Origin of the sequence: Alicycliphilus denitrificans (genome assembly GCF_044792555.1) — a bacterium.
GTDB lineage: Bacteria > Pseudomonadota > Gammaproteobacteria > Burkholderiales > Burkholderiaceae_C > Alicycliphilus > Alicycliphilus denitrificans_A.
In genome coordinates this window covers 2,110,620-2,130,252 of the sequence record NZ_CP126238.1, presented here as the reverse complement: position 1 = coordinate 2,130,252, position 19,633 = coordinate 2,110,620, and the positions used below count along the sequence as shown (strand labels likewise).

The window sequence follows — 19,633 nt, the reverse complement described above, 5'->3', positions numbered from 1 at the left end:
GAGACAAGTATGACCACCATGTCACGCCGCCAGATCCTGACCCATGCGCTTGGCACGGCCCTGCTGCCCCTGGCGGGCATGCCAGCCCGGGCCCAGGGCCGCTACCCCAGCCGCCCCGTCAAATGGCTGGTGCCCTACCTGCCGGCCACGGGGCCGGACATGGTGGCGCGCATCCTGGCCGAAGCCGTGGCCCCCTTCCTCGGCCAGCCCATCATCATCGAGAACCGCCCGGGCGCCGCGGGCAACATTGGCACGCGCATCGTGGCCAAGTCGCCGGCCGATGGCTACACCCTGCTCTACACGGGCTCGCCGCTGGCCGCCAACATGCACATCTACAAGAACCCCGGGTATGACGCGCTCAAGGATTTCCGGCACATCATGCGCCTGAGCAGCTCCTCCGTCGGTCTGGTGGTGAACGCAGATTCCGACATCCGCACGCTGGACGATTTGCTGGCCAAGCTCAGGGAGCAGCCGGGCCAGGTGAACTATGCCTCGGGCGGTATCGGCACGCCCTCGCACCTGGGTATGGAACTCTTTCTGAGCGTCACACACACCAAGGCCATGCATGTGCCCTACAAGGGTGCCTCCGACCTGGTGAATGCCATCCTGGGACACCAGGTCACCTTCGGCATGCCGATTTTCTCGGCCGCCAATCCCATGATCAAGGCTGGCAAGCTGCGCGCCCTGGCGATTGCCGGCGCCAAACGCAACCCCGTCGCCCCCCAGGTTCCCACGCTCGCCGAACTCGGCGTTACGGGCGTGGAACTGACCTCGTTTGGCGGCCTCTCCGCCCCTGCGGGGACGCCGGACGCGGTGGTGCAGACCATCTACAAGGCCTTTTCGGAAGCGCTCAAACAGCCCGAAGTGGTTGTGTCGCTGCAAAAAAACGGGGGGCTGGTGGATGTCCGCGATGGCGCGGCCTTCGTGCAAAGCATTCAGCACGAAATGGAGATCACCGGAAGCATGATGAAGCAGCTGGGGCTGCAGCCGGTCTGACACCCCAGGGCCGGCCGGAGGCTTTCGCGGGGATAATCTGCGACCTCATGATCAGCCTCCGTAACCTGACCCTGCGCCGCGGCACGCGCGTGCTGCTGGACAACATCTCCGTCTCCATCAATCCCGGCGAAAAAATCGGTCTCGTGGGGCGCAACGGCGCTGGCAAGTCCACTTTGTTCGCGCTCCTCAACGGCACGCTGCACGAGGACGGCGGCGACTTCTTCATGCCCCCGCAGTGGCGCATGGCGCAGGTCGCGCAGCATATGCCCGAGACCGCCCAGCCGGCCACGGATTTTGTACTTGATGGCGATACGCGCTTGTCTCATCTGCACGAGCAGCTACAAAAGGCAGAGCAAGCCAACGACGGCATGGCCATTGCCCAGGCGCATGCCGACCTCACCGATGCCGGCGCCCATGACGCGCCGGCGCGCGCCCAGGCGCTGATCCTGGGCCTGGGCTTTCAGGTGGCCGAGCTCGACAGGCCGGTGAACAGCTTTTCCGGTGGCTGGCGCATGCGCCTGCAGCTGGCGCGCGCGCTCATGTGCCCGTCCGAGCTGCTGCTGCTGGACGAGCCCACCAACCACCTGGACCTGGACGCGCTGGTCTGGCTCGAGGCCTGGCTCAAGCGCTACGAGGGCACGCTCATCGTCATCAGCCACGACCGCGAGTTCCTTGACGCCGTGACCCAGGCCACGCTGCACATCGACAACGGCCAGCTCACGCGCTACGGCGGCAACTACAGCCAGTTCGAGGAGCTGCGCGCCCAGCAGATCGTGCTGCAGCAGGCCGCTTTCGAGCGCCAGTCGGCAAAAATCGCCCACCTGCAGAAGTTCATCGACCGCTTCAAGGCCCAGGCCACCAAGGCGCGCCAGGCGCAAAGCCGCGTCAAGGCCCTGGAGCGCATGGAAAAAATCGCCCCCGTTCTGGCCAGCGCCGAATTCACCTTCGAATTCCAGGAGCCCGCCAACCTGCCCAACCCCATGCTGGCGCTGACCGATGCGGCCTTTGGCTACCGCGCCGAGGACGGCAGCGAAAAAACCATCCTGCGCGGCGTCAGCCGCACCGTGCTGGCGGGCCAGCGCATCGGCATCCTGGGCGCCAACGGCCAGGGCAAGTCCACCCTGGTCAAGACCATCGCCCGCACCATGTCCCCTCTGGGCGGCAAGGTCACCGAGGGCAAGGGGCTGGCCATCGGCTACTTCGCCCAGCAGGAACTGGACGTGCTGCGCCCGGACGAGCACCCGCTGGCGCACATGGTGCGCCTGGCGCGCGAGCTGCAGCAGGACGCGCGCGAGCAGGACCTGCGCAACTTCCTGGGCAGCTTCAACTTCAGCGGCGACATGGTGCTGCAGAGCGTGGGCAGCATGAGCGGCGGCGAAAAGGCGCGCCTGGTGCTGGCCATGATCGTCTGGCAGCGCCCCAACCTGCTGCTGCTGGACGAGCCCACCAACCACCTGGACCTGGCGACGCGCGAGGCCCTGGCTATGGCGCTCAACGAGTTCGAGGGCACGGTGATGCTGGTGAGCCACGACCGCGCCCTGCTGCGCTCCGTGTGCGACGAGTTCTGGCTTGTGGGCCGCGGCCAGGTCGGCCCGTTTGACGGCGACCTGGACGACTACCAGCGCTACCTGCTCGACGAATCCAAGCGCCTGCGCGAGCAGGCCCGCACGGCCAACGAGGCCCCAGCGCCCGTGGCCGCGCCCGCCCCCGACGCACGCGAGCAGCGCCGCCTGGACGCCCAGGCGCGCCAGCAGCTGGCGGCGAAGACCCGCCCCTTGAAACAGGAGCTGGAAAAGATCGACCAGCGCCTGGCAGCCCTGGGGCAGGAAAAGGCTCAGTTCGAGGAGCGCCTGATGCAGCCCCTACCCGCGGCGGAGATCGCCGACTGCGGCCGACGCCTGAAGACCTGCAACGACGAGCTCGAAGAGCTTGAAGAAAAGTGGCTGGATGTTTCCACCGCACTTGAAGAGTTAAACCGGTAGCTGCGCCATTCCGGATGCGCATTGGCGCGCTGGTGCAACAGATGCCGATGCGATCCATGCCAGCCTGAGGCGCCCTCGGTTTTCGCCTTCCAGCCGGCAGCTCATGCCCGCCCCCAAGACGGCCATGATGCAGCGCGGCTGCGCATCACCCCACGCGCGCCGCATCCGCAAGGCGCTGGGCATAGCGGTTGGCCTGGTCGGCATCGCGCGCCTCCACCATCACGCGCAACAGGGGTTCGGTGCCACTGGCGCGCACCAGCACGCGGCCGTTGCTGCCCAGCTCTGTCTGGACCTCTCGGGTGGCATCGGCCAACACCGCATTGGCCTTCCAGTCCTGTCCGGCATTGAGCCGCACATTGAGCAGCACTTGCGGAAACAGCGGCACTTCAGCCAGCAGCTGCTCCAGGCTTTTCTCACTGCGCACGCAGGCCTGCAGCACCTGCAGGGCGCTGATCAGGCCATCGCCCGTGGTGTGGCAATCCAGCGCCAGCAGATGGCCCGAGCCTTCGCCACCCAGCAGCCAGCGCTGGCGCTGCAGTTCCTCGAGCACATAGCGGTCGCCCACCTTGGCGCGCGCAAATTTCACGCCGCGGCGCAGCAAGGCTTGTTCCACGGCCATGTTGGTCATCAGCGTGCCGACCACGCCGGGCACATGCTCGTCGCGTGCCAGGCGGTCTGCTGCCAGCAGGTACAGCAGTTCGTCGCCGTTGTACAGACGCCCGTTGGCATCCACCATCTGCAGGCGGTCGGCATCGCCGTCCAGCGCAATGCCGAAGTCGGCGAAATTCGCACGCACGGCACGCACCAGGGCGTCCGGATGGGTGGCGCCCACCTCGTCGTTGATGTTCAGGCCATCGGGGGCGCAGCCTATGGCGATGACATCGGCCCCCAGTTCATGGAATACCTTGGGCGCGATGTGGTACGCAGCACCATGGGCGGCATCGACCACGATCTTCACGCCGCGCAGCGTGAGATCGTGTGCAAAGGTGCTTTTGCAGAACTCGATGTAGCGGCCTGCCGCATCGTCCAGGCGGCGCGTCTTGCCCAGGCTGGCGGAATCGGCCCACACGGGCGGCTGCTCCAGGGCCGCCTCCACTTCCAGTTCCCATTCATCGGGCAGCTTGGTGCCCTGGGCGCTGAAAAACTTGATGCCGTTATCCGGGTACGGGTTGTGGCTGGCGCTGATGACCACCCCGAGGCTGGCGCGCTGCGCGCGCGTCAGATAGGCCACGCCGGGCGTGGGCAGCGGCCCAAGCAACACCACATCCACCCCTGCGGAGTTGAAGCCCGATTCCAGGGCCGCTTCCAGCATGTAGCCCGAGATGCGCGTGTCCTTGCCAATCAGCACCGTGGGGCGTTCCTCGGTACGGCGCAACACACGCCCCACGGCATGCGCCAGGCGCAGCACGAAATCGGGCGTGATGGGCGGCTGGCCTACCGTGCCGCGTATGCCATCGGTACCAAAATATTGACGGGTCATGTGGTGCTTCCTCTCTCAAGGGTTTTGTTCTTGCATGGCACGCGATACGGCAAGCGCCGCCACGGTGTCGCGCACATCATGCACACGCACGATACGCGCGCCCCGCTGCACGGCCAGCAATGCAGCCGCCACACTGGCGCCCAGACGATGCTCGACCGGCAGGCCTGTCACGGCGCCCAGCGAGGACTTGCGCGACCAGCCGGCCAACAGCGGATAGCCCAGGGCAAGCAGTTCCTGTTGGCGCGCCAGCAAGGCGAAGTTTTGCTCCACGGTCTTGCCAAAGCCGATGCCCGGGTCGATAGCGATGCGATGCTTTTCCACGCCCAGCGCTTGCAGAGACTGCGCACAATGCTCTAAAAACAAGAGTACCTGCGAAACCACATCGCCTTGCATGGGTGTCCTTTGCATGGTCTGCGGGTCGCCGTGCATATGCATCAGACACACACCGCAGCGCGGGTGGCGCGCCAGCACCTGCGCGGCACCATTTCGGCGCAAGGCCCAGATGTCGTTGATGATGTCGGCGCCCAGATCGAGCACGGCCTGCATCACCTCCGGTTTATAGGTATCCACGGAAACAGGCACGCCCAGGCGCACGGCCTCGCGCACCAGGGGCAGCACGCGCTCAAGCTCATCGGCCAGTGCCACGGGCGGGCTGCCGGGGCGGGTGGATTCGCCGCCGATGTCGAGAATGTCGGCCCCATCCCTGAGCAGCTGCTCACAGTGACGCAGCGCCATGGCGGTGCTGGCATGCCGACCGCCATCGGAAAAAGAGTCCGGGGTGACGTTGACGATGCCCATGACCCTTGGGCGCGTCAGGTCCAGGTCAAAGCGGGAGGTTTGCCAAAGCATGGAGCAAAAGGACGGAAAAACGGGGCACAAGGCCCCGTCGATCGACGTATAGCGGCCTCACTCAAGCCGCAGTGGGAGTGGGATCGGGCTTCACGGCCGGGGTGCCGCCACCCGCGCCGTCACCACCCGAGGGCGGCGTGCGCGGTGTCCAGTCCTTCGGGGGACGGGGCGGCTTGCCGGCCATGATGTCGTCGAGTTGCTCGGCGTCTATGGTTTCCCACTCGAGCATGGCCGTGGCCATGGCGTGCATCTTGTCCTGGTTGTCCTCGATCAGATGGCGCGCCAGTGCGTACTGCTCGTCAATGATGCGTCGCACCTCGGCGTCCACCTTCTGCATGGTCTCTTCCGAAATGTTGGTGGTCTTGGTGACCGAGCGGCCAAGGAACACCTCGCCTTCATTTTCGGCATAGACCATGGGGCCGAGCGCCTCGCTCATGCCATAGCGCATGACCATGTCGCGCGCGATGTGCGTGGCGCGCTCGAAGTCGTTGCTGGCGCCGGTGGTCATCTGGTGCATGAACACTTCTTCGGCGATGCGGCCGCCGAACAGCATGGCAATCTGGTTCAGCATGTACTCCTTGTCGTAGGAGTAGCGGTCCTTCTCGGGCAGGCTCATGGTCACGCCCAGGGCGCGGCCGCGCGGGATGATGGTGACCTTGTGCACGGGGTCGCACTTGGGCAGCAGCTTGCCGATCAGGGCGTGGCCGGCTTCGTGGTAGGCGGTGTTGCGGCGCTCCTCCTCGGGCATGACCATGGACTTGCGTTCAGGGCCCATGATGATCTTGTCCTTGGCCTTCTCGAAGTCCTGCATCTCGACCACGCGGGCATTGCGGCGTGCTGCCATCAGAGCGGCCTCGTTGCACAGGTTGGCCAGGTCGGCACCACTCATGCCAGGGGTGCCGCGCGCGATGATGGCGGGGTTCACATCCTGGCCGGCGGGAATCTTGCGCATATGCACGCCCAGGATCTGCTCGCGGCCACGGATATCGGGCAGCGTGACATAGACCTGGCGGTCGAAGCGACCCGGGCGCAGCAACGCGGCGTCCAGGATGTCGGGACGGTTCGTGGCGGCGACCACGATCACGCCCAGATTGGTCTCGAAACCATCCATCTCGACCAGCATCTGGTTCAGCGTCTGCTCACGCTCGTCGTTGCCGCCACCCAGGCCAGCGCCACGCTGGCGGCCGACGGCGTCGATTTCGTCGATGAAGATGATGCAGGGGGCATTCTTCTTGGCGTTTTCGAACATGTCGCGCACGCGCGCGGCGCCCACGCCAACGAACATTTCCACGAAGTCGGAGCCCGAGATGCTGAAGAACGGCACCTTGGCCTCGCCGGCGATGGACTTGGCCAGCAGCGTCTTGCCGGTGCCAGGGGGCCCCACCAGCAGCAGGCCGCGCGGAATGCGGCCGCCGAGCTTCTGGAACTTCTGCGGATCCTTCAGGAAGTCCACCACCTCCTTGACCTCTTCCTTGGCCTCGTCGCAGCCGGCCACGTCGGCAAAGGTGACGGTGTTGTTGTTCTCGTCGAGCATGCGAGCCTTGGACTTGCCGAAGCTGAATGCCCCGCCCTTGCCGCCGCCCTGCATCTGGCGCATGAAGTAGACCCACACGCCAATCAGCAGCAGCATGGGTCCCCAGCTGACCAGCAGCGTCATGAGCAGCGAGCCCTCTTCGCGAGGCCTGACGTCGAACTTGACGTTGTTGTTGATCAGGTCGCCCACCAGGCCACGGTCCAGATAGGTGGCCGTGGTGCGAATGCGGCGATCGTCATTGGTGATGGCCACGATTTCGGTGCTGCCACCAGGCCCTTCCTGGATGGTGGCACTCTTGATGCGATGGCTGCGCACATCCTCCAGGAACTCCGAATAGCCCACAGCCCCCGAGCCAACGCCCGTGCGGGTGTCAAACTGTTTGAACACCGTAAAGAGCACCATGGCGATGACCAGCCAGACTGCGACTTTTGAAAACCACTGATTGTTCAAGCGGGGCTCCAGATTCAGAAAAAGGTGAACGGCCAAGACGGCGTCATGTGGACGTCCTGGCGCATTTGGGGGTCATTTTAGGCGTTTCAATCAGGGGGCAGCGCTCGATTAACCCCGGCATGGCCCATGGTCAAGGCTCAGGCGGCCTGCTTGAGCCCAATCCCGACCAAAAAAGTCTCCGACGACCTGTCGCGCGACGCCTTGGGCTTGACGGGCTTGACGACGCGGAACGTGTCCTTGAACAGTTGCACCAACTGCGTATAGCCGCTGCCATGAAACAGCTTCACGACCAGCACCCCCTCGGGCTTCAAGTGGTGCACGGCAAAGTCGACGGCCAGTTCGATCAGATGGGCGATGCGCACGGCGTCCACGGACTCCACGCCCGAGAGGTTGGGCGCCATGTCCGACACCACCACGTCCACAGGGCGACCCTGCACGGCCTGCTGCAGGCGTGCGAGCACCTCATCATCGCGGAAGTCGCCCTGCAGGAACACCACGCCCTCGATGGGCTCCATGGGCAAGAGGTCGAGCGAAATAATGGTGCCCGCCAGCTGCCCCACGGCCGCTCCGCCCGGCGACAGGCGGCGGCGCACATACTGGCTCCACGCGCCGGGCGACGAGCCCAGATCGACCACCGTATGGCCGGGCTGGATGAGCCCGAACTGCTCGTCGATTTCCTTGAGCTTGTAGGCAGCGCGGGCACGGTAGCCCTCTTTTTGTGCAAGCTTCACGTAGGGGTCGTTGACATGGTCGTTGAGCCACGCCTTGTTGACCTTCTTGCTTTTGGTCTGAACTTTCATGCCTTGAGATAATACGGCCTATGCCCCAAATTCAACTGACTCCGGCCCAGCGCCGGGAACACCGCGCCAGCGCCCACCATCTCGACCCCGTGGTCATGATAGGAGCCGACGGCCTCACAGCGGCGGTACAAAAGGAAATCGACGCGGCACTGAACGCCCACGGCCTGATCAAGGTGCGCGTGTTCGGCGACGACCGCACCGCGCGCGAGCAGATGTACCAGCAGTTGGCCGATGATTTGAACGCCGCCCCCATCCAGCATATCGGCAAGTTGCTGGTGCTGTGGCGTCCCATTCCAGCCAAAGAAAAAACAGTCGACGAGGAGCGCATGCCCGGCCCGCGCGATGTGAAGGTGCTCAAGTTCGGCAGGCCCGGCCAGCGCCCCGAGATCAAGCAGCTGCGCGTGCTCGGCAACCAGCGCCTGACGGCAGGCGGCCAGATCAAGCGCGCCAAGAAGCCCAAGCCAAAATCCGTCAAGAAAAGCCAGGGCCAGTGATGAGCGTGCCGCACCAGCGCCATGTGATCTGCATGAAATGGGGCACGAAATACGGCCCCGAGTACGTCAACCGGCTCTACGCCATGGTGCGTCGCCACCTGACTGGCGACTTCAACCTCGTCTGCCTGACGGACGACGCCAAGGGCATTCGCCCGGAAGTGCAATGCCTGCCGATTCCGCCGCTGGACCTGCCCGCGGGCATTCCGGAGCGCGGCTGGAACAAGCTGGCGACATTTGCCGCCGATCTGCATGGCCTCAAGGGCACGGCCCTGTTCCTGGACGTGGACGTGGTGGTGGTGGGGTCGCTCGATGGGTTTTTCACCCAGCCGGGCGAGTTCCTCATCATCCATGACTACAAGCGCCCCTGGCGCATCACCGGCAACTCGTCCGTGTACCGCTTCGAGCTGGGCGCGCACCCGGACGTGCTGGAATATTTCCGCGGCCATTTCGAAGAGATAAGGCGCCAGTTCCGCAACGAGCAGGCGTATCTGTCGGACTTTTTGCACAAACAGGGCAAGCTGCAATACTGGCCCAGCGACTGGTGCCCAAGCTTCAAGTACCACGGCATTCCGCGCTGGCCGACCAATTACTGGAAGGCGCCCTTCGTGCCGCCAGGCGCGCGCATTGTGATCTTCCACGGCGAATGCAACCCGCCCGACGCCCTGGCCGGTCGACGCAATCGGCGTTTTCGCCATATCCAGCCCGCCACCTGGGTGGCCGAGCACTGGCGCGAATAACCCGACGCGCCTATCTGTGTGTCGTGCACCACAGCACGCGCAGCGCGCACAGCCACTGCAGCAGATACATGGCGCTGCCCGCGCCGTGCCACAGGCGCAGATTCTGGCGCGCGATGATGCGCGGCGCCACGCCGTACTGCACCAGCAGGGCCAGCAGCAAGCCGGCGATCACAAAAACAATAGCTGCTTGCGCCCATGGTTCCTGGTGTTCACCATGTTTTTTCTTTGAAATGACCAGTAATAGAGCGCAACACGCTATAGAAATATAGGTCTGGGCTTCGAACAGCCGCGCCGCCATATTCCCTGCCATGGCTGGCGTCGGCAGGTGCGCAAACAGCAGCGGCACGGCCACGAAGCCGATGGCAGACAGGCCGCCCCACCACAGCGCGGCGGCAAACACGGGCAGGCGTTCGCGCATGGCCTGCGAAACGTCAGATGTAGCTGACGGTGACCACCTCGTAGCGGCGCACGCCGCCCGGAGCCTGCACCTCTGCCGTGTCGCCCTCTTCCTTGCCGATCAGGGCGCGGGCGATGGGGCTGGAGACGTTGATCAGGCCGTGCTTCAGGTCGGCCTCGTCCTCGCCCACGATCTGGTACTTGACGGTGTCACCGCTGTCCTCGTCTTCAAGCTCCACGGTGGCGCCAAACACCACGCGACCTCCCGCGTCCAACGCGGACGGGTCGATGACCTGCGCAGCCGAAAGCTTGCCTTCTACTTCCAGGATGCGGCCCTCGATGAAGCCCTGGCGGTCCTTGGCGGCCTCGTACTCGGCGTTCTCGCTCAAGTCGCCCTGGGCACGCGCCTCGGCGATGGCATTGATCACGGCAGGGCGCTCTATGGTCTTGAGGCGGTGCAACTCTGCCTTCAGTTGCTCTGCGCCGCGCTTGGTGATGGGAATGGTGGCCATGGGTCAGTCTCCGGATTCCAAAAGCAAAAAGCAAACCGCCGCGCGTTGCCGGGCGGCGGTCATTTCAAGGCTGGATTATGCCGCGTTTGCCGCGGCAGTCAGCCGTTTCAACCTGACATGAGGCTCAGGCAGCCACGGCCAGCCGCGCATGCAGCTCCTGCACCGAATACACGTCGAGCTTATCCAGGTGCTTCATGCCCTCCACGGCCGCCTCGGCACCGAAGATGGTGGTGAATGTGGTCACGCGCGCCTGCAGCGAGCTGGTGCGGATGGCGCGCGAGTCGGCGATGGCATTGCGGCGCTCTTCCACCGTATTGATGACCATGGCGATCTCGTCGTTCTTGATCATGTCCACGATGTGAGGACGGCCCTCGGTGACCTTGTTGACCACCTGCACGGCCACGCCGGCCTCGGCGATCGCCGCTGCCGTGCCCTTGGTGGCCAGCAGCTCGAAGCCCATGGCCGCCAGGTCGCGCGCAACCGCCACGGCGCGTTGCTTGTCGGCATTCTTCACCGTCAGGAACACCTTGCCCGAGCGCGGAAGGCGCGTGCCGGCGCCGAGCTGGCTCTTCACGAAGGCCTCGCCAAAGGTCGCGCCCACGCCCATGACCTCGCCGGTGGACTTCATCTCGGGGCCGAGGATGGTGTCCACGCCGGGGAACTTCACGAACGGGAACACGGCCTCCTTCACGCTGAAGTACGGCGGCGTGACTTCCTTGGTGATGCCCTGCTGCGCCAAGGACTGGCCGGCCATGCAGCGTGCCGCCACCTTGGCCAGCTGGATGCCCGTAGCTTTGGAGACGAAGGGCACGGTGCGGCTGGCGCGCGGATTCACTTCCAGCACGTAGATCACGTCGCCGGCATCGGTTTCCTGGATCGCGAACTGCACGTTCATCAGGCCGACCACGTTCAGGCCATGGGCCATGGCCGTGGTCTGGCGCTTGATCTCGGCCACCGTCTCGGCCTTGAGGTAGTACGGCGGCAGCGAGCAGGCGCTGTCGCCCGAGTGCACGCCGGCCTGCTCGATGTGCTCCATCACGCCGCCGATGAACACGGCGCCCGTGGCATCGCGCACGCAGTCCACGTCGCACTCGATGGCGTTGGAGAGGAAACGGTCGAGCAGTACGGGCGAGTCGTTGCTGACCTTCACGGCCTCGCGCATGTAGCGCTCCAGATCGCGCTGCTCATGCACGATCTCCATGGCGCGGCCGCCCAGCACATAGCTGGGGCGCACCACCAGCGGATAGCCCAGCGCGGCGGCCTTTTCCAGGGCCTCGGCCTCGGTGCGGGCCGTGGCGTTGGGCGGCTGGCGCAGTTTGAGGTCATTGAGCAGCTTCTGGAAACGCTCGCGATCCTCGGCGGCGTCGATCATGTCGGGCGTGGTGCCGATGATGGGCACGCCCTCTTCTTCCAGGCCCAGGGCCAGCTTCAGCGGCGTCTGGCCGCCGTACTGCACGATCACGCCCTCGGGCTTTTCCTTGTCCACGATCTCCAGCACGTCTTCCAGCGTGACCGGCTCGAAATACAGGCGGTCCGAGGTGTCGTAGTCGGTGGACACCGTCTCGGGGTTGCAGTTGACCATGATGGTCTCGTAGCCGTCCTCGCGCATGGCAAGCGCGGCGTGCACGCAGCAGTAGTCGAACTCAATGCCCTGGCCGATGCGGTTCGGGCCGCCGCCCAGCACCATGATCTTTTTCTTGTTGGTGGGCTGCGCCTCGCATTCCTCGTCGTAGCTGGAATACAGGTAGGCGGTGTTGGTCGGGAATTCGGCCGCGCAGGTATCCACGCGCTTGTAGACCGGGCGCACGTTGAGGGCGCGGCGCGCCTCGCGCACGGCCTTCTCGCTGGTGTGCAGCAGCTTGGCCAGACGGCGGTCCGAGAAACCCTTTTGCTTGAGCGTGCGCAGCGTGGCGGCATCGAGCGCGGCCAGCGCTGCGTCGCCCTTATCGGCGTAGAGCTGGTCCAGGTCGAGTTCGATCTTCACGATCTGCTCGATCTGCACCAGGAACCAGCGGTCGATCTTCGTGAGCTCGAACACCTCGTCCACCGACAGGCCCATGGCGAAGGCATCGCCCACGTACCAGATGCGCTCGGGGCCGGGCTCGCCGAGTTCCTTCTCCAGCACCTCGCGGTCCTGGGTCTTTTCGTTCATGCCGTCCACGCCCACTTCCAGGCCGCGCAGGGCCTTCTGGAAGGACTCCTGGAAGGTCCGGCCCATGGCCATGACCTCGCCCACGCTCTTCATCTGCGTGGTCAGGCGCGAGTCGGCAGTGGGGAACTTCTCGAACGCAAAGCGCGGGATCTTGGTGACCACGTAGTCGATCGAGGGCTCGAACGAGGCCGGCGTGGCGCCGCCCGTGATGTCGTTGCGCAGCTCGTCCAGCGTGTAGCCCACGGCCAGCTTGGCCGCCACCTTGGCGATGGGGAAGCCCGTGGCCTTGGACGCCAGCGCCGAGGAACGCGAGACGCGCGGGTTCATCTCGATCACGATCATGCGCCCGTCCTTGGGGTTCACCGAGAACTGCACGTTGGAGCCGCCCGTGTCCACCCCGATCTCGCGCAGCACGGCAATGCTGGCATCGCGCAGGATCTGGTACTCGCGGTCGGTCAGCGTCTGCGCCGGGGCCACGGTGATGGAGTCGCCCGTGTGCACGCCCATGGGGTCGAGGTTCTCGATGGAGCAGACGATGATGCAGTTGTCCGCCTTGTCGCGCACTACCTCCATCTCGTACTCTTTCCAGCCCAGCAGCGACTCTTCGATGAGCAGCTCGTTGGTGGGAGAGGCCTCCAGACCGCGCTTGCAGATGGTCTCGAATTCCTCGGGGTTGTAAGCGATGCCGCCACCCGTGCCGCCCAGCGTGAAGCTGGGACGGATCACGGTGGGGAAGCCCACGTTCTTCTGCACGGCCCAGGCCTCGTCCATGCTGTGGGCGATGCCCGAACGCGCCGACGCCAGGCCGATGCGCGTCATCGCGTCCTTGAACTTCAGGCGGTCCTCGGCCTTGTCGATGGCCTCGGGCTTGGCGCCGATGAGCTCGACGCGGTATTTGTTCAGCACCCCGTTGCGCCACAGGTCCAGCGCGCAGTTGAGCGCCGTCTGCCCGCCCATGGTGGGCAGGATGGCGTCGGGGCGCTCCTTGGCGATGATCTTCTCGACCGTCTGCCAGGTAATGGGCTCGATGTAGGTCACGTCGGCCGTGGCCGGGTCGGTCATGATCGTCGCCGGGTTGCTGTTGATCAGGATGACGCGGTAGCCCTCCTCGCGCAGCGCCTTGCAGGCCTGCACGCCGGAGTAATCGAATTCGCAGGCCTGGCCGATGATGATGGGGCCGGCGCCGATGATGAGAATGCTTTGAATGTCTGTGCGCTTGGGCATTATTTCTTCTCCTGGACTGCTGCCATGGACGCCATGAAGCGGTCGAACAGGTGGCCTATGTCATTGGGGCCGGGGGCGGCCTCGGGATGGCCCTGGAAGCTGAAGGCGGGCTTGTCGATGCACTCCAGGCCTTGCAGCGTGCCGTCGAACAGGCTGACATGGGTGGCACGCACGTTGGCCGGCAGCGTGGCCGTCTCGACGGCAAAGCCATGGTTCTGGCTGGTGATGCACACATGGCCGCCGGCCAGGGTCTTCACCGGGTGGTTGCCGCCATGGTGGCCATGGGGCATCTTGAAGGTCTTGGCGCCCAGGGCCAGGGCCATGATCTGGTGGCCCAGGCAGATGCCGAAGAGGGGCATGCCGACCGCGAGGAAGGCACGCGTGGCCTCGATGGCATAGGTGCAAGGCTGCGGGTCGCCGGGGCCGTTGGACAGGAAGATGCCATCGGGCTTGAGCGCCAGCGCCTCCTCGGCCGTGGTCTGCGCGGGCACCACGGTGAGCCTGCAGCCGCGCTCGGCCAGCATGCGCAGGATGTTGCGCTTGACGCCAAAGTCGTAGGCCACGACATGAAAGCGCGGCGCATCCACCTTGCCAAAGCCCTGGCCCAGCGTCCACTCGGTCTGCTCCCAGACATAGGACTGCGGCGTGCTGACGACCTTGGCCAGGTCCAGCCCGCTCATGCTGGGGGCATTCTTGGCTGCAGCCACGGCGGCGGCAATGCGCTCAGGCGTCACCTCTTCACCGGCGGCCAGGCCGACGATGGCGCCGTTTTGCGAGCCCTTTTCGCGCAGCAGGCGCGTGAGTTTGCGCGTGTCGATATTGGCAATGGCCACCGTAGCCTGGGCGTTCAGGAACGCGGACAGGGTCTGCTGCGAACGGAAATTACTGGCGATGAGCGGCAGGTCGCGAATGACCAGGCCGGCGGCCTGCACCTTGGCGGACTCCATGTCCTCGTCATTGACACCGTAGTTGCCAATGTGGGGATAGGTCAGGGTGACGATTTGCTGGCAGTAGCTGGGGTCTGTGAGGATTTCCTGGTAGCCGGTGATGGCGGTGTTGAACACCACTTCGCCGACGGTGGTGCCGACGCTACCGATGGAATTGCCAATAAAGACCGTGCCGTCTGCGAGCGCCAGAATGGCTGGCGGGAAAGCTGCCTTGAGAGACGAAAGCACTGGGTTCTCCGAAATGAGTCGGGTCGCCCGGAATCCGCAAAAACGTATCTTGCGGACTGCTGTTTGTGGGGGATTTGCTTTGAATGCGGCCGGGCGACGTTTTTGCGGGAAAGCCTCTTATTGTAGCGTGAGAGACCGCCCTGCTCGCGCATGAGGATTTTACGCAAGCGCCAGCACAAAGCAAAAGGGGTCACCGTGTTATCGATGACCCCCATTGGGAATAAATGGTCGGCGTGGCGGGATTCGAACTCGCGACCCCTTGCACCCCATGCAAGTGCGCTACCAGGCTGCGCTACACGCCGACAAGACTCGTATTCTATAGCGAAAAAACGGCCCTACAAAAGAAGCGCGCGAATTTCTTGCAATTCTTTTCTCAGCAGGGCCGCATCCAAGGGCATGGCGATGGTCGCAGCGCTCTCCAGGGGCCGGGCGTCAAGCGCGTCCCATGATTGCGGCTCGTCCTGTCCGTCACTTAGATGCACCACGGCATCGACCACGCCCTTGTTCGCATGCGCCAGTTCCTGGAGCCTGTTGCGCGCCCCCACGATGGTGAAACCCTGGTCGTACAGCAGGTCGCGGATGCGGCGGATCATCAGCACTTCGTGGTGCTGGTAATAGCGGCGATTGCCACGGCGCTTGACGGGGCGCAGCTGCGAGAATTCCTGCTCCCAATAGCGCAGGACATGCGGTTTGACGCCGCACAGCTGCGCCACCTCACCAATCGTGAAGTAGCGTTTGGCCGGGATGGGGGGCAGCACGGTACTCATGAAAATAGCATTCGGGCAGGGAAACCTTCCAGCGTATTGCCGCCGCGCTGGGCCCGCCAGGACTCAGGGAGCGGCAAACGCAAAGCTGTGTCATTTCAACCCTGGATCTGCTCCTTGAGCTTGCTGCTGGCGTGAAAGGTCACCACGCGCCGCGCCTGGATGGGAATGGCCTCGCCCGTGCGCGGATTGCGCCCGGGCCGCGGTGCCTTGGTACGGATCTGGAAATTGCCGAAGCCCGACAGTTTCACGTCCTTGCCATCGACCAGGCTTTGCGAAATCAGGTCAAAAAACGCATCCACCATATCCTTGGACTCGCGCTTGTTCAAGCCGATGTGCTCAAACAGCAGGTCGGCCAGCTGCGCCTTGGTCAGCGCGGGCGACTCCAGACTGTCCACGGCGAACTCCATCACCACAGGCTCCGTACCGATTGTCATCGCAGCCTCGCTCCCGTGTGGTGCGTCAAGGCCTGCAGCACGGCCTGCACGGCCGCCTCGATCTGCACATCGGTCAGCGCCTCGGTGTCGCTGCCCAGGGTCAGGCGAATGGCCAGGCTCTTCTCGCCCTGGGCCAAAGCGCCAACCGCAGCGGCCTCGGCCGCGCGCTGCGGCTGGGGACGGAACACGTCGAACAGCACGGCCGAACGCAGCAGCCCGTCCGACAGCGCGCCGCCAATCGCGCGCATCACCTCATCGTGCGTAACGCGCTCGGCGACCACCACGGCAATGTCGCGCTCCACCGGCTGGCGTTTGGCGACGGCGCGGAACGCCGGCACCTGGCGCTGCAGCACGGCGTCGAGCTCCAGCTCGAACAGCACCGGCGCCGCGGGCAGATCCCAGGACTGGCGCCACTGCGGGTGCAGCTCGCCAACGAAACCTATGACCTGGCCGTCAAGCAGCACGCGGGCGCAGCGGCCCGGGTGCAGCGCCGGGTGCGTGGCCGGCTCGAACGTGGGGCGCAGCGGCGCCAGCAGCGCCTCGACATCGCCCTTGGCGTCGTAGAAGTCCACTGTCTTGTCCTTGCGGCCCCACTGCAGCGCATCCTGCGCGCCATGGGCCAGGGCCGCCACGCGCATGGGTTGGGCGTAGCCCTGCACGCTGCTGTCGTCGCCCTGCACGCCGGCATCGCGCAGGAACACACGGCCGAGCTCGAATACGCGCACGCGGCCGGCCTTGCGGTCCAGGTTGAACTTCAGCACCTGCAGCAGTGAGCCCAGCAGCGACGAGCGCATCACGCTCAGCTGGCTGGCGATGGGATTGAGCAGCTTGATCGGCGTCTCATTCCCGGCAAGCTCCTTCTCCCAATGTTCCTCGACAAAACTGAAGTTGATGGTCTCCTGGTAGCCCAGGGCCGCCAGCTCGCGGCGCACGGCAAAGCTGCTGCGGCGCGACTCAGGGCGCAGCTTGGGCGTGATGGGCGCCAGCGGCGGCGTCGTGGGCAGGTTGTTGTAACCCACCACACGCGCCACCTCCTCGATCAGATCCTCCTCCAGGCGCAGGTCGAAGCGGAAGGACGGCGGCAGCACGGTGACGACGCCATCGCCCTCCTCCAGCGGCAGGCCCAGGCGCTTCAAGGCATCCACGCATTGCGCCTGCGTCAGCGGCATGCCGATGACCTTGGCCGCGCGCGCCACGCGCATGCGCACCGGGCTCGGCACGGGCAGGCTTACCTGCTGGTCGTCGATGGGGGCGCAAGCGGTCTCGGGCGTGCCGCAGATCTCGACGATGAGCTGGGTGATGCGCTCGATGTGCTCCACGGTGAGCTGCGGGTCCACGCCGCGCTCGAAGCGGTGGCCGGCGTCGGTGGAGAAGTTGTAGCGGCGCGAGCGTCCGGCCACGGCCTCGGGCCACCAGAAGGCGGCCTCGACATAGATGTGGCGCGTGTCGTCGGACACGGCCGTGGCGTCCCCGCCCATGATGCCGGCGAGAGATTCCACCTCGCGCTCATCGGCGATCACGCCCACCTTCTCATCGACGGCGACAGTGTTGCCATTGAGCAGCTTGAGCTGTTCGCCCGCCCTGCCCCAGCGGACTTGAAGGCCGCCGTGGATCTTGTCCAGGTCGAAGATGTGCGAGGGGCGGCCGAACTCGAACATCACGTAGTTGGAGATGTCCACCAGCGGCGCCACGCTGCGCTGGCCGCAGCGCGCCAGGCGATCCACCATCCACTGCGGTATGGCGGCACGCGGGTTGACGTTGCGAATCACGCGGCCCGAGAAGCGCCCGCACAGGTCGGGGGCGCTGATGGTCACCGGCAACCGGTCATCAATGCTCGTGGCCGATTGCGGGAACTGCGGCTGCACCAGCGGCGCGCCGGTGAGCGCGGACAGCTCGCGCGCGATGCCGTAGACGCTCAGGCAATGCGCCAGGTTGGGCGTCAATTTCAGCGTGAACAGCGTATCGTCGAGCTTCAGGTAATCGCGTATGTCCTGGCCCAGCGGCGCATCGGCAGGCAGCTCCAGCAGGCCGCCATGGTCCTCCGACAGCTTGAGTTCGCGCGCCGAGCACAGCATGCCAAAGCTCTCCACGCCGCGCAGCTTGCCGACCTTGATGAGGAAGGGCTTGCCGTCCTCGCCCGGCGGCAGCTCGGCGCCCACCAGGGCGCATGGCACCTTGATACCCACGCGGGCATTAGGCGCGCCGCAGACGATGTTCAGCAAGGCGCCCTGCCCCACATCGACCTGGCACACGCGCAGGCGGTCGGCGTCGGGGTGTTGCTGGGCCTGCTTGATCTCGCCGACGACGATCTTCGTGAACGGCGGGGCCACGGGCGCGAGCTCTTCGACCTCCAGGCCGGCCATCGTCAGGGTGTCGGCCAGCTCTTGGGTCGTGAGGGGCGGGTTGCAGAACTCGCGCAACCAGGATTCGGGAAATTGCATAGTCAGACTCTTTGGCGTGCTCTTTATAAGAGAGCGGTTAACGCTTGCTATATCTATATTTCAGTCAAAAAATAGACTGAACCCATTTGAATACAAGCGCTGTCAGCTCACTTTTTTGCGTTACTGGAACTGCGACAGGAAGCGTATGTCGCCGTCGAAGAACAGGCGCAAGTCGTTCACGCCATAGCGCAGCATGGTCAGGCGATCCGGCCCCATGCCGAAGGCGAAGCCGATGAAGCGCTCGGGGTCCAGCCCCATGTTGCGCACCACGTTGGGATGCACCTGGCCGCTGCCCGCGACCTCCAGCCAGCGTCCGGCCAGCGGGCCGCTCTGGAACTGAATATCGATCTCGGCGCTGGGCTCGGTGAAGGGGAAGAAGCTCGGGCGAAAGCGCAGCACCAGGTCGTCGCTCTCAAAGAAGGTCTTGCAGAAGGCCGTGAACACCACCTTCAGGTCCTTGAAGCTCACGTTCTCGCCGATCCACAGGCCCTCGCACTGGTGGAACATGGGCGAGTGCGTGGCGTCGCTGTCCACGCGGTAGGTGCGGCCCGGCGCGATGACGCGGATCTCGGGCATGGCCTGACCCGCGTCGATCAGGTGGCGGTATTTCTTGACGTGCTGCACCGCGTAGCGCACCTGCATCGGGCTGGTGTGCGTGCGCAGCAGGTGCGGCGCCTCGGGCGTACCGCCCTCGACGTAGAAGGTGTCGTGCATGGAGCGCGCCGGATGGTCCTCGGGCGTGTTCAGCGCCGTGAAGTTGAACCAGTCGGTCTCGATCTCGGGACCGTCGGCCACGTCGAAGCCCATGGAGCCAAAAATGCCCTCGATGCGCTCAAGCGTCAGCGACACCGGGTGCAGCCCGCCGCGCCCCTGCCTGCGGCCGGGCAGCGTCACGTCCAGCGCCTCGGCCTTGAGTTGGCGCTCCAGCTCCGCATCCGCCAGGGCCTGGCGACGTGCGTTCAGGGCCGCCTCAACCGCCTGCTTGGCGACGTTGATGGCCGCGCCGCGCGTCTTCTTGTCCTCGGGCGACAACTGCGCCATGCCCTTCATCAACTCCGTCAGGCGGCCCGATTTGCCCAGGAACTGCGCCTTGGCGTTTTCCAGCTCGGCCGGGGTTGCGGCGCGCGCGAAGGCTTCGCTCGCACCAGACACCAGAGAATCCAACTCGTTCATATCGACTCTTGAAATAAAACAAGGGCTAGCGCCTTTA

At 65.1% G+C, this 19,633-nt stretch carries 16 protein-coding genes and 1 tRNA gene; 4 read left to right on the top strand and 13 right to left on the bottom strand.

The genetic code is table 11. From position 1 onward, the window contains the following. The first annotated feature begins 9 nt into the window (after positions 1-9). Both P7644_RS10075 and P7644_RS10070 read left to right on the top strand, forming a co-directional pair. The gene (locus P7644_RS10075) at positions 10-996 is read left to right on the top strand and encodes a Bug family tripartite tricarboxylate transporter substrate binding protein (protein ID WP_404298748.1); all 987 of its coding nucleotides are present in this window, start codon (positions 10-12) and stop codon (positions 994-996) included. A gap of 47 nt (positions 997-1,043) precedes the next feature. Further along, positions 1,044-2,978 (top strand): ABC-F family ATP-binding cassette domain-containing protein, encoded by a 1,935-nt coding sequence (locus P7644_RS10070; RefSeq protein ID WP_404298746.1) that lies wholly within the window; start codon positions 1,044-1,046, stop codon positions 2,976-2,978. Between the two features lie 145 nt (positions 2,979-3,123). Here the strand turns inward: P7644_RS10070 and glmM are convergent, their stop codons facing one another. The 4 genes from glmM to P7644_RS10050 all read right to left on the bottom strand — a co-directional run bounded on the left by glmM (position 3,124) and on the right by P7644_RS10050 (position 8,091). Next, on the bottom strand, positions 3,124-4,458 hold the full coding sequence (gene glmM, locus P7644_RS10065) for a phosphoglucosamine mutase (protein ID WP_404298744.1): 1,335 nt from the start codon (positions 4,456-4,458) through the stop codon (positions 3,124-3,126). 15 nt (positions 4,459-4,473) lie between these two features. Continuing rightward, on the bottom strand, positions 4,474-5,307 hold the full coding sequence (gene folP / locus P7644_RS10060) for a dihydropteroate synthase (protein ID WP_404298742.1): 834 nt from the start codon (positions 5,305-5,307) through the stop codon (positions 4,474-4,476). A 61-nt stretch (positions 5,308-5,368) separates the two neighbouring features. Further along, positions 5,369-7,291 carry an ATP-dependent zinc metalloprotease FtsH gene (gene ftsH, locus P7644_RS10055; protein ID WP_404298740.1) on the bottom strand — a complete coding sequence of 641 codons (1,923 nt, stop codon included), beginning with the start codon at positions 7,289-7,291 and terminating at the stop codon, positions 5,369-5,371. A 137-nt stretch (positions 7,292-7,428) separates the two neighbouring features. Further along, positions 7,429-8,091 carry an RlmE family RNA methyltransferase gene (locus P7644_RS10050; RefSeq protein ID WP_404298738.1) on the bottom strand — a complete coding sequence of 221 codons (663 nt, stop codon included), beginning with the start codon at positions 8,089-8,091 and terminating at the stop codon, positions 7,429-7,431. 20 nt (positions 8,092-8,111) lie between these two features. Between P7644_RS10050 and P7644_RS10045 the strand changes: the two genes are divergently transcribed. Together P7644_RS10045 and P7644_RS10040 are read left to right on the top strand one after the other, a co-directional pair. Continuing rightward, positions 8,112-8,585 (top strand): YhbY family RNA-binding protein, encoded by a 474-nt coding sequence (locus P7644_RS10045; RefSeq protein WP_404298736.1) that lies wholly within the window; start codon positions 8,112-8,114, stop codon positions 8,583-8,585. Continuing rightward, entirely contained in the window at positions 8,585-9,322 is a 738-nt protein-coding gene (locus P7644_RS10040; RefSeq protein WP_404298734.1) for a glycosyltransferase, read from the top strand. Before P7644_RS10045 ends, P7644_RS10040 begins: the two co-directional genes overlap by 1 nt. Before the next feature lie 10 nt (positions 9,323-9,332). On the opposite strand, the gene P7644_RS10035 is transcribed toward P7644_RS10040, so the two are convergent. From P7644_RS10035 to pheS, 9 genes are all read right to left on the bottom strand, one after another. After that, positions 9,333-9,740 carry a DUF4149 domain-containing protein gene (locus P7644_RS10035; RefSeq protein WP_404298733.1) on the bottom strand — a complete coding sequence of 136 codons (408 nt, stop codon included), beginning with the start codon at positions 9,738-9,740 and terminating at the stop codon, positions 9,333-9,335. A 13-nt stretch (positions 9,741-9,753) separates the two neighbouring features. Then, entirely contained in the window at positions 9,754-10,230 is a 477-nt protein-coding gene (greA, locus tag P7644_RS10030) for a transcription elongation factor GreA (protein ID WP_404298731.1), read from the bottom strand. A gap of 124 nt (positions 10,231-10,354) precedes the next feature. Then, on the bottom strand, positions 10,355-13,606 hold the full coding sequence (carB, locus tag P7644_RS10025; RefSeq protein WP_404298729.1) for a carbamoyl-phosphate synthase large subunit: 3,252 nt from the start codon (positions 13,604-13,606) through the stop codon (positions 10,355-10,357). Beyond that, positions 13,606-14,781: a glutamine-hydrolyzing carbamoyl-phosphate synthase small subunit gene (gene carA / locus P7644_RS10020; RefSeq protein ID WP_404298727.1), complete on the bottom strand. Its 1,176-nt coding sequence runs from the start codon at positions 14,779-14,781 to the stop codon at positions 13,606-13,608. Before carA ends, carB begins: the two co-directional genes overlap by 1 nt. A 225-nt stretch (positions 14,782-15,006) precedes the next feature. Continuing rightward, positions 15,007-15,083, bottom strand: a tRNA-Pro gene (locus P7644_RS10015). Between the two features lie 33 nt (positions 15,084-15,116). Then, the gene (locus P7644_RS10010) at positions 15,117-15,548 is read right to left on the bottom strand and encodes a MerR family transcriptional regulator (RefSeq protein ID WP_404298725.1); all 432 of its coding nucleotides are present in this window, start codon (positions 15,546-15,548) and stop codon (positions 15,117-15,119) included. Between the two features lie 95 nt (positions 15,549-15,643). Continuing rightward, the gene (locus P7644_RS10005; RefSeq protein ID WP_404298723.1) at positions 15,644-15,982 is read right to left on the bottom strand and encodes an integration host factor subunit alpha; all 339 of its coding nucleotides are present in this window, start codon (positions 15,980-15,982) and stop codon (positions 15,644-15,646) included. After that, complete coding sequence (gene pheT, locus P7644_RS10000) at positions 15,979-18,423, bottom strand: phenylalanine--tRNA ligase subunit beta (RefSeq protein ID WP_404298721.1); 2,445 nt, start codon at positions 18,421-18,423, stop codon at positions 15,979-15,981. Before pheT ends, P7644_RS10005 begins: the two co-directional genes overlap by 4 nt. Positions 18,424-18,543: 120 nt before the next feature. Further along, the gene (gene pheS / locus P7644_RS09995; protein WP_404298719.1) at positions 18,544-19,596 is read right to left on the bottom strand and encodes a phenylalanine--tRNA ligase subunit alpha; all 1,053 of its coding nucleotides are present in this window, start codon (positions 19,594-19,596) and stop codon (positions 18,544-18,546) included. Positions 19,597-19,633: the final 37 nt, after the last annotated feature.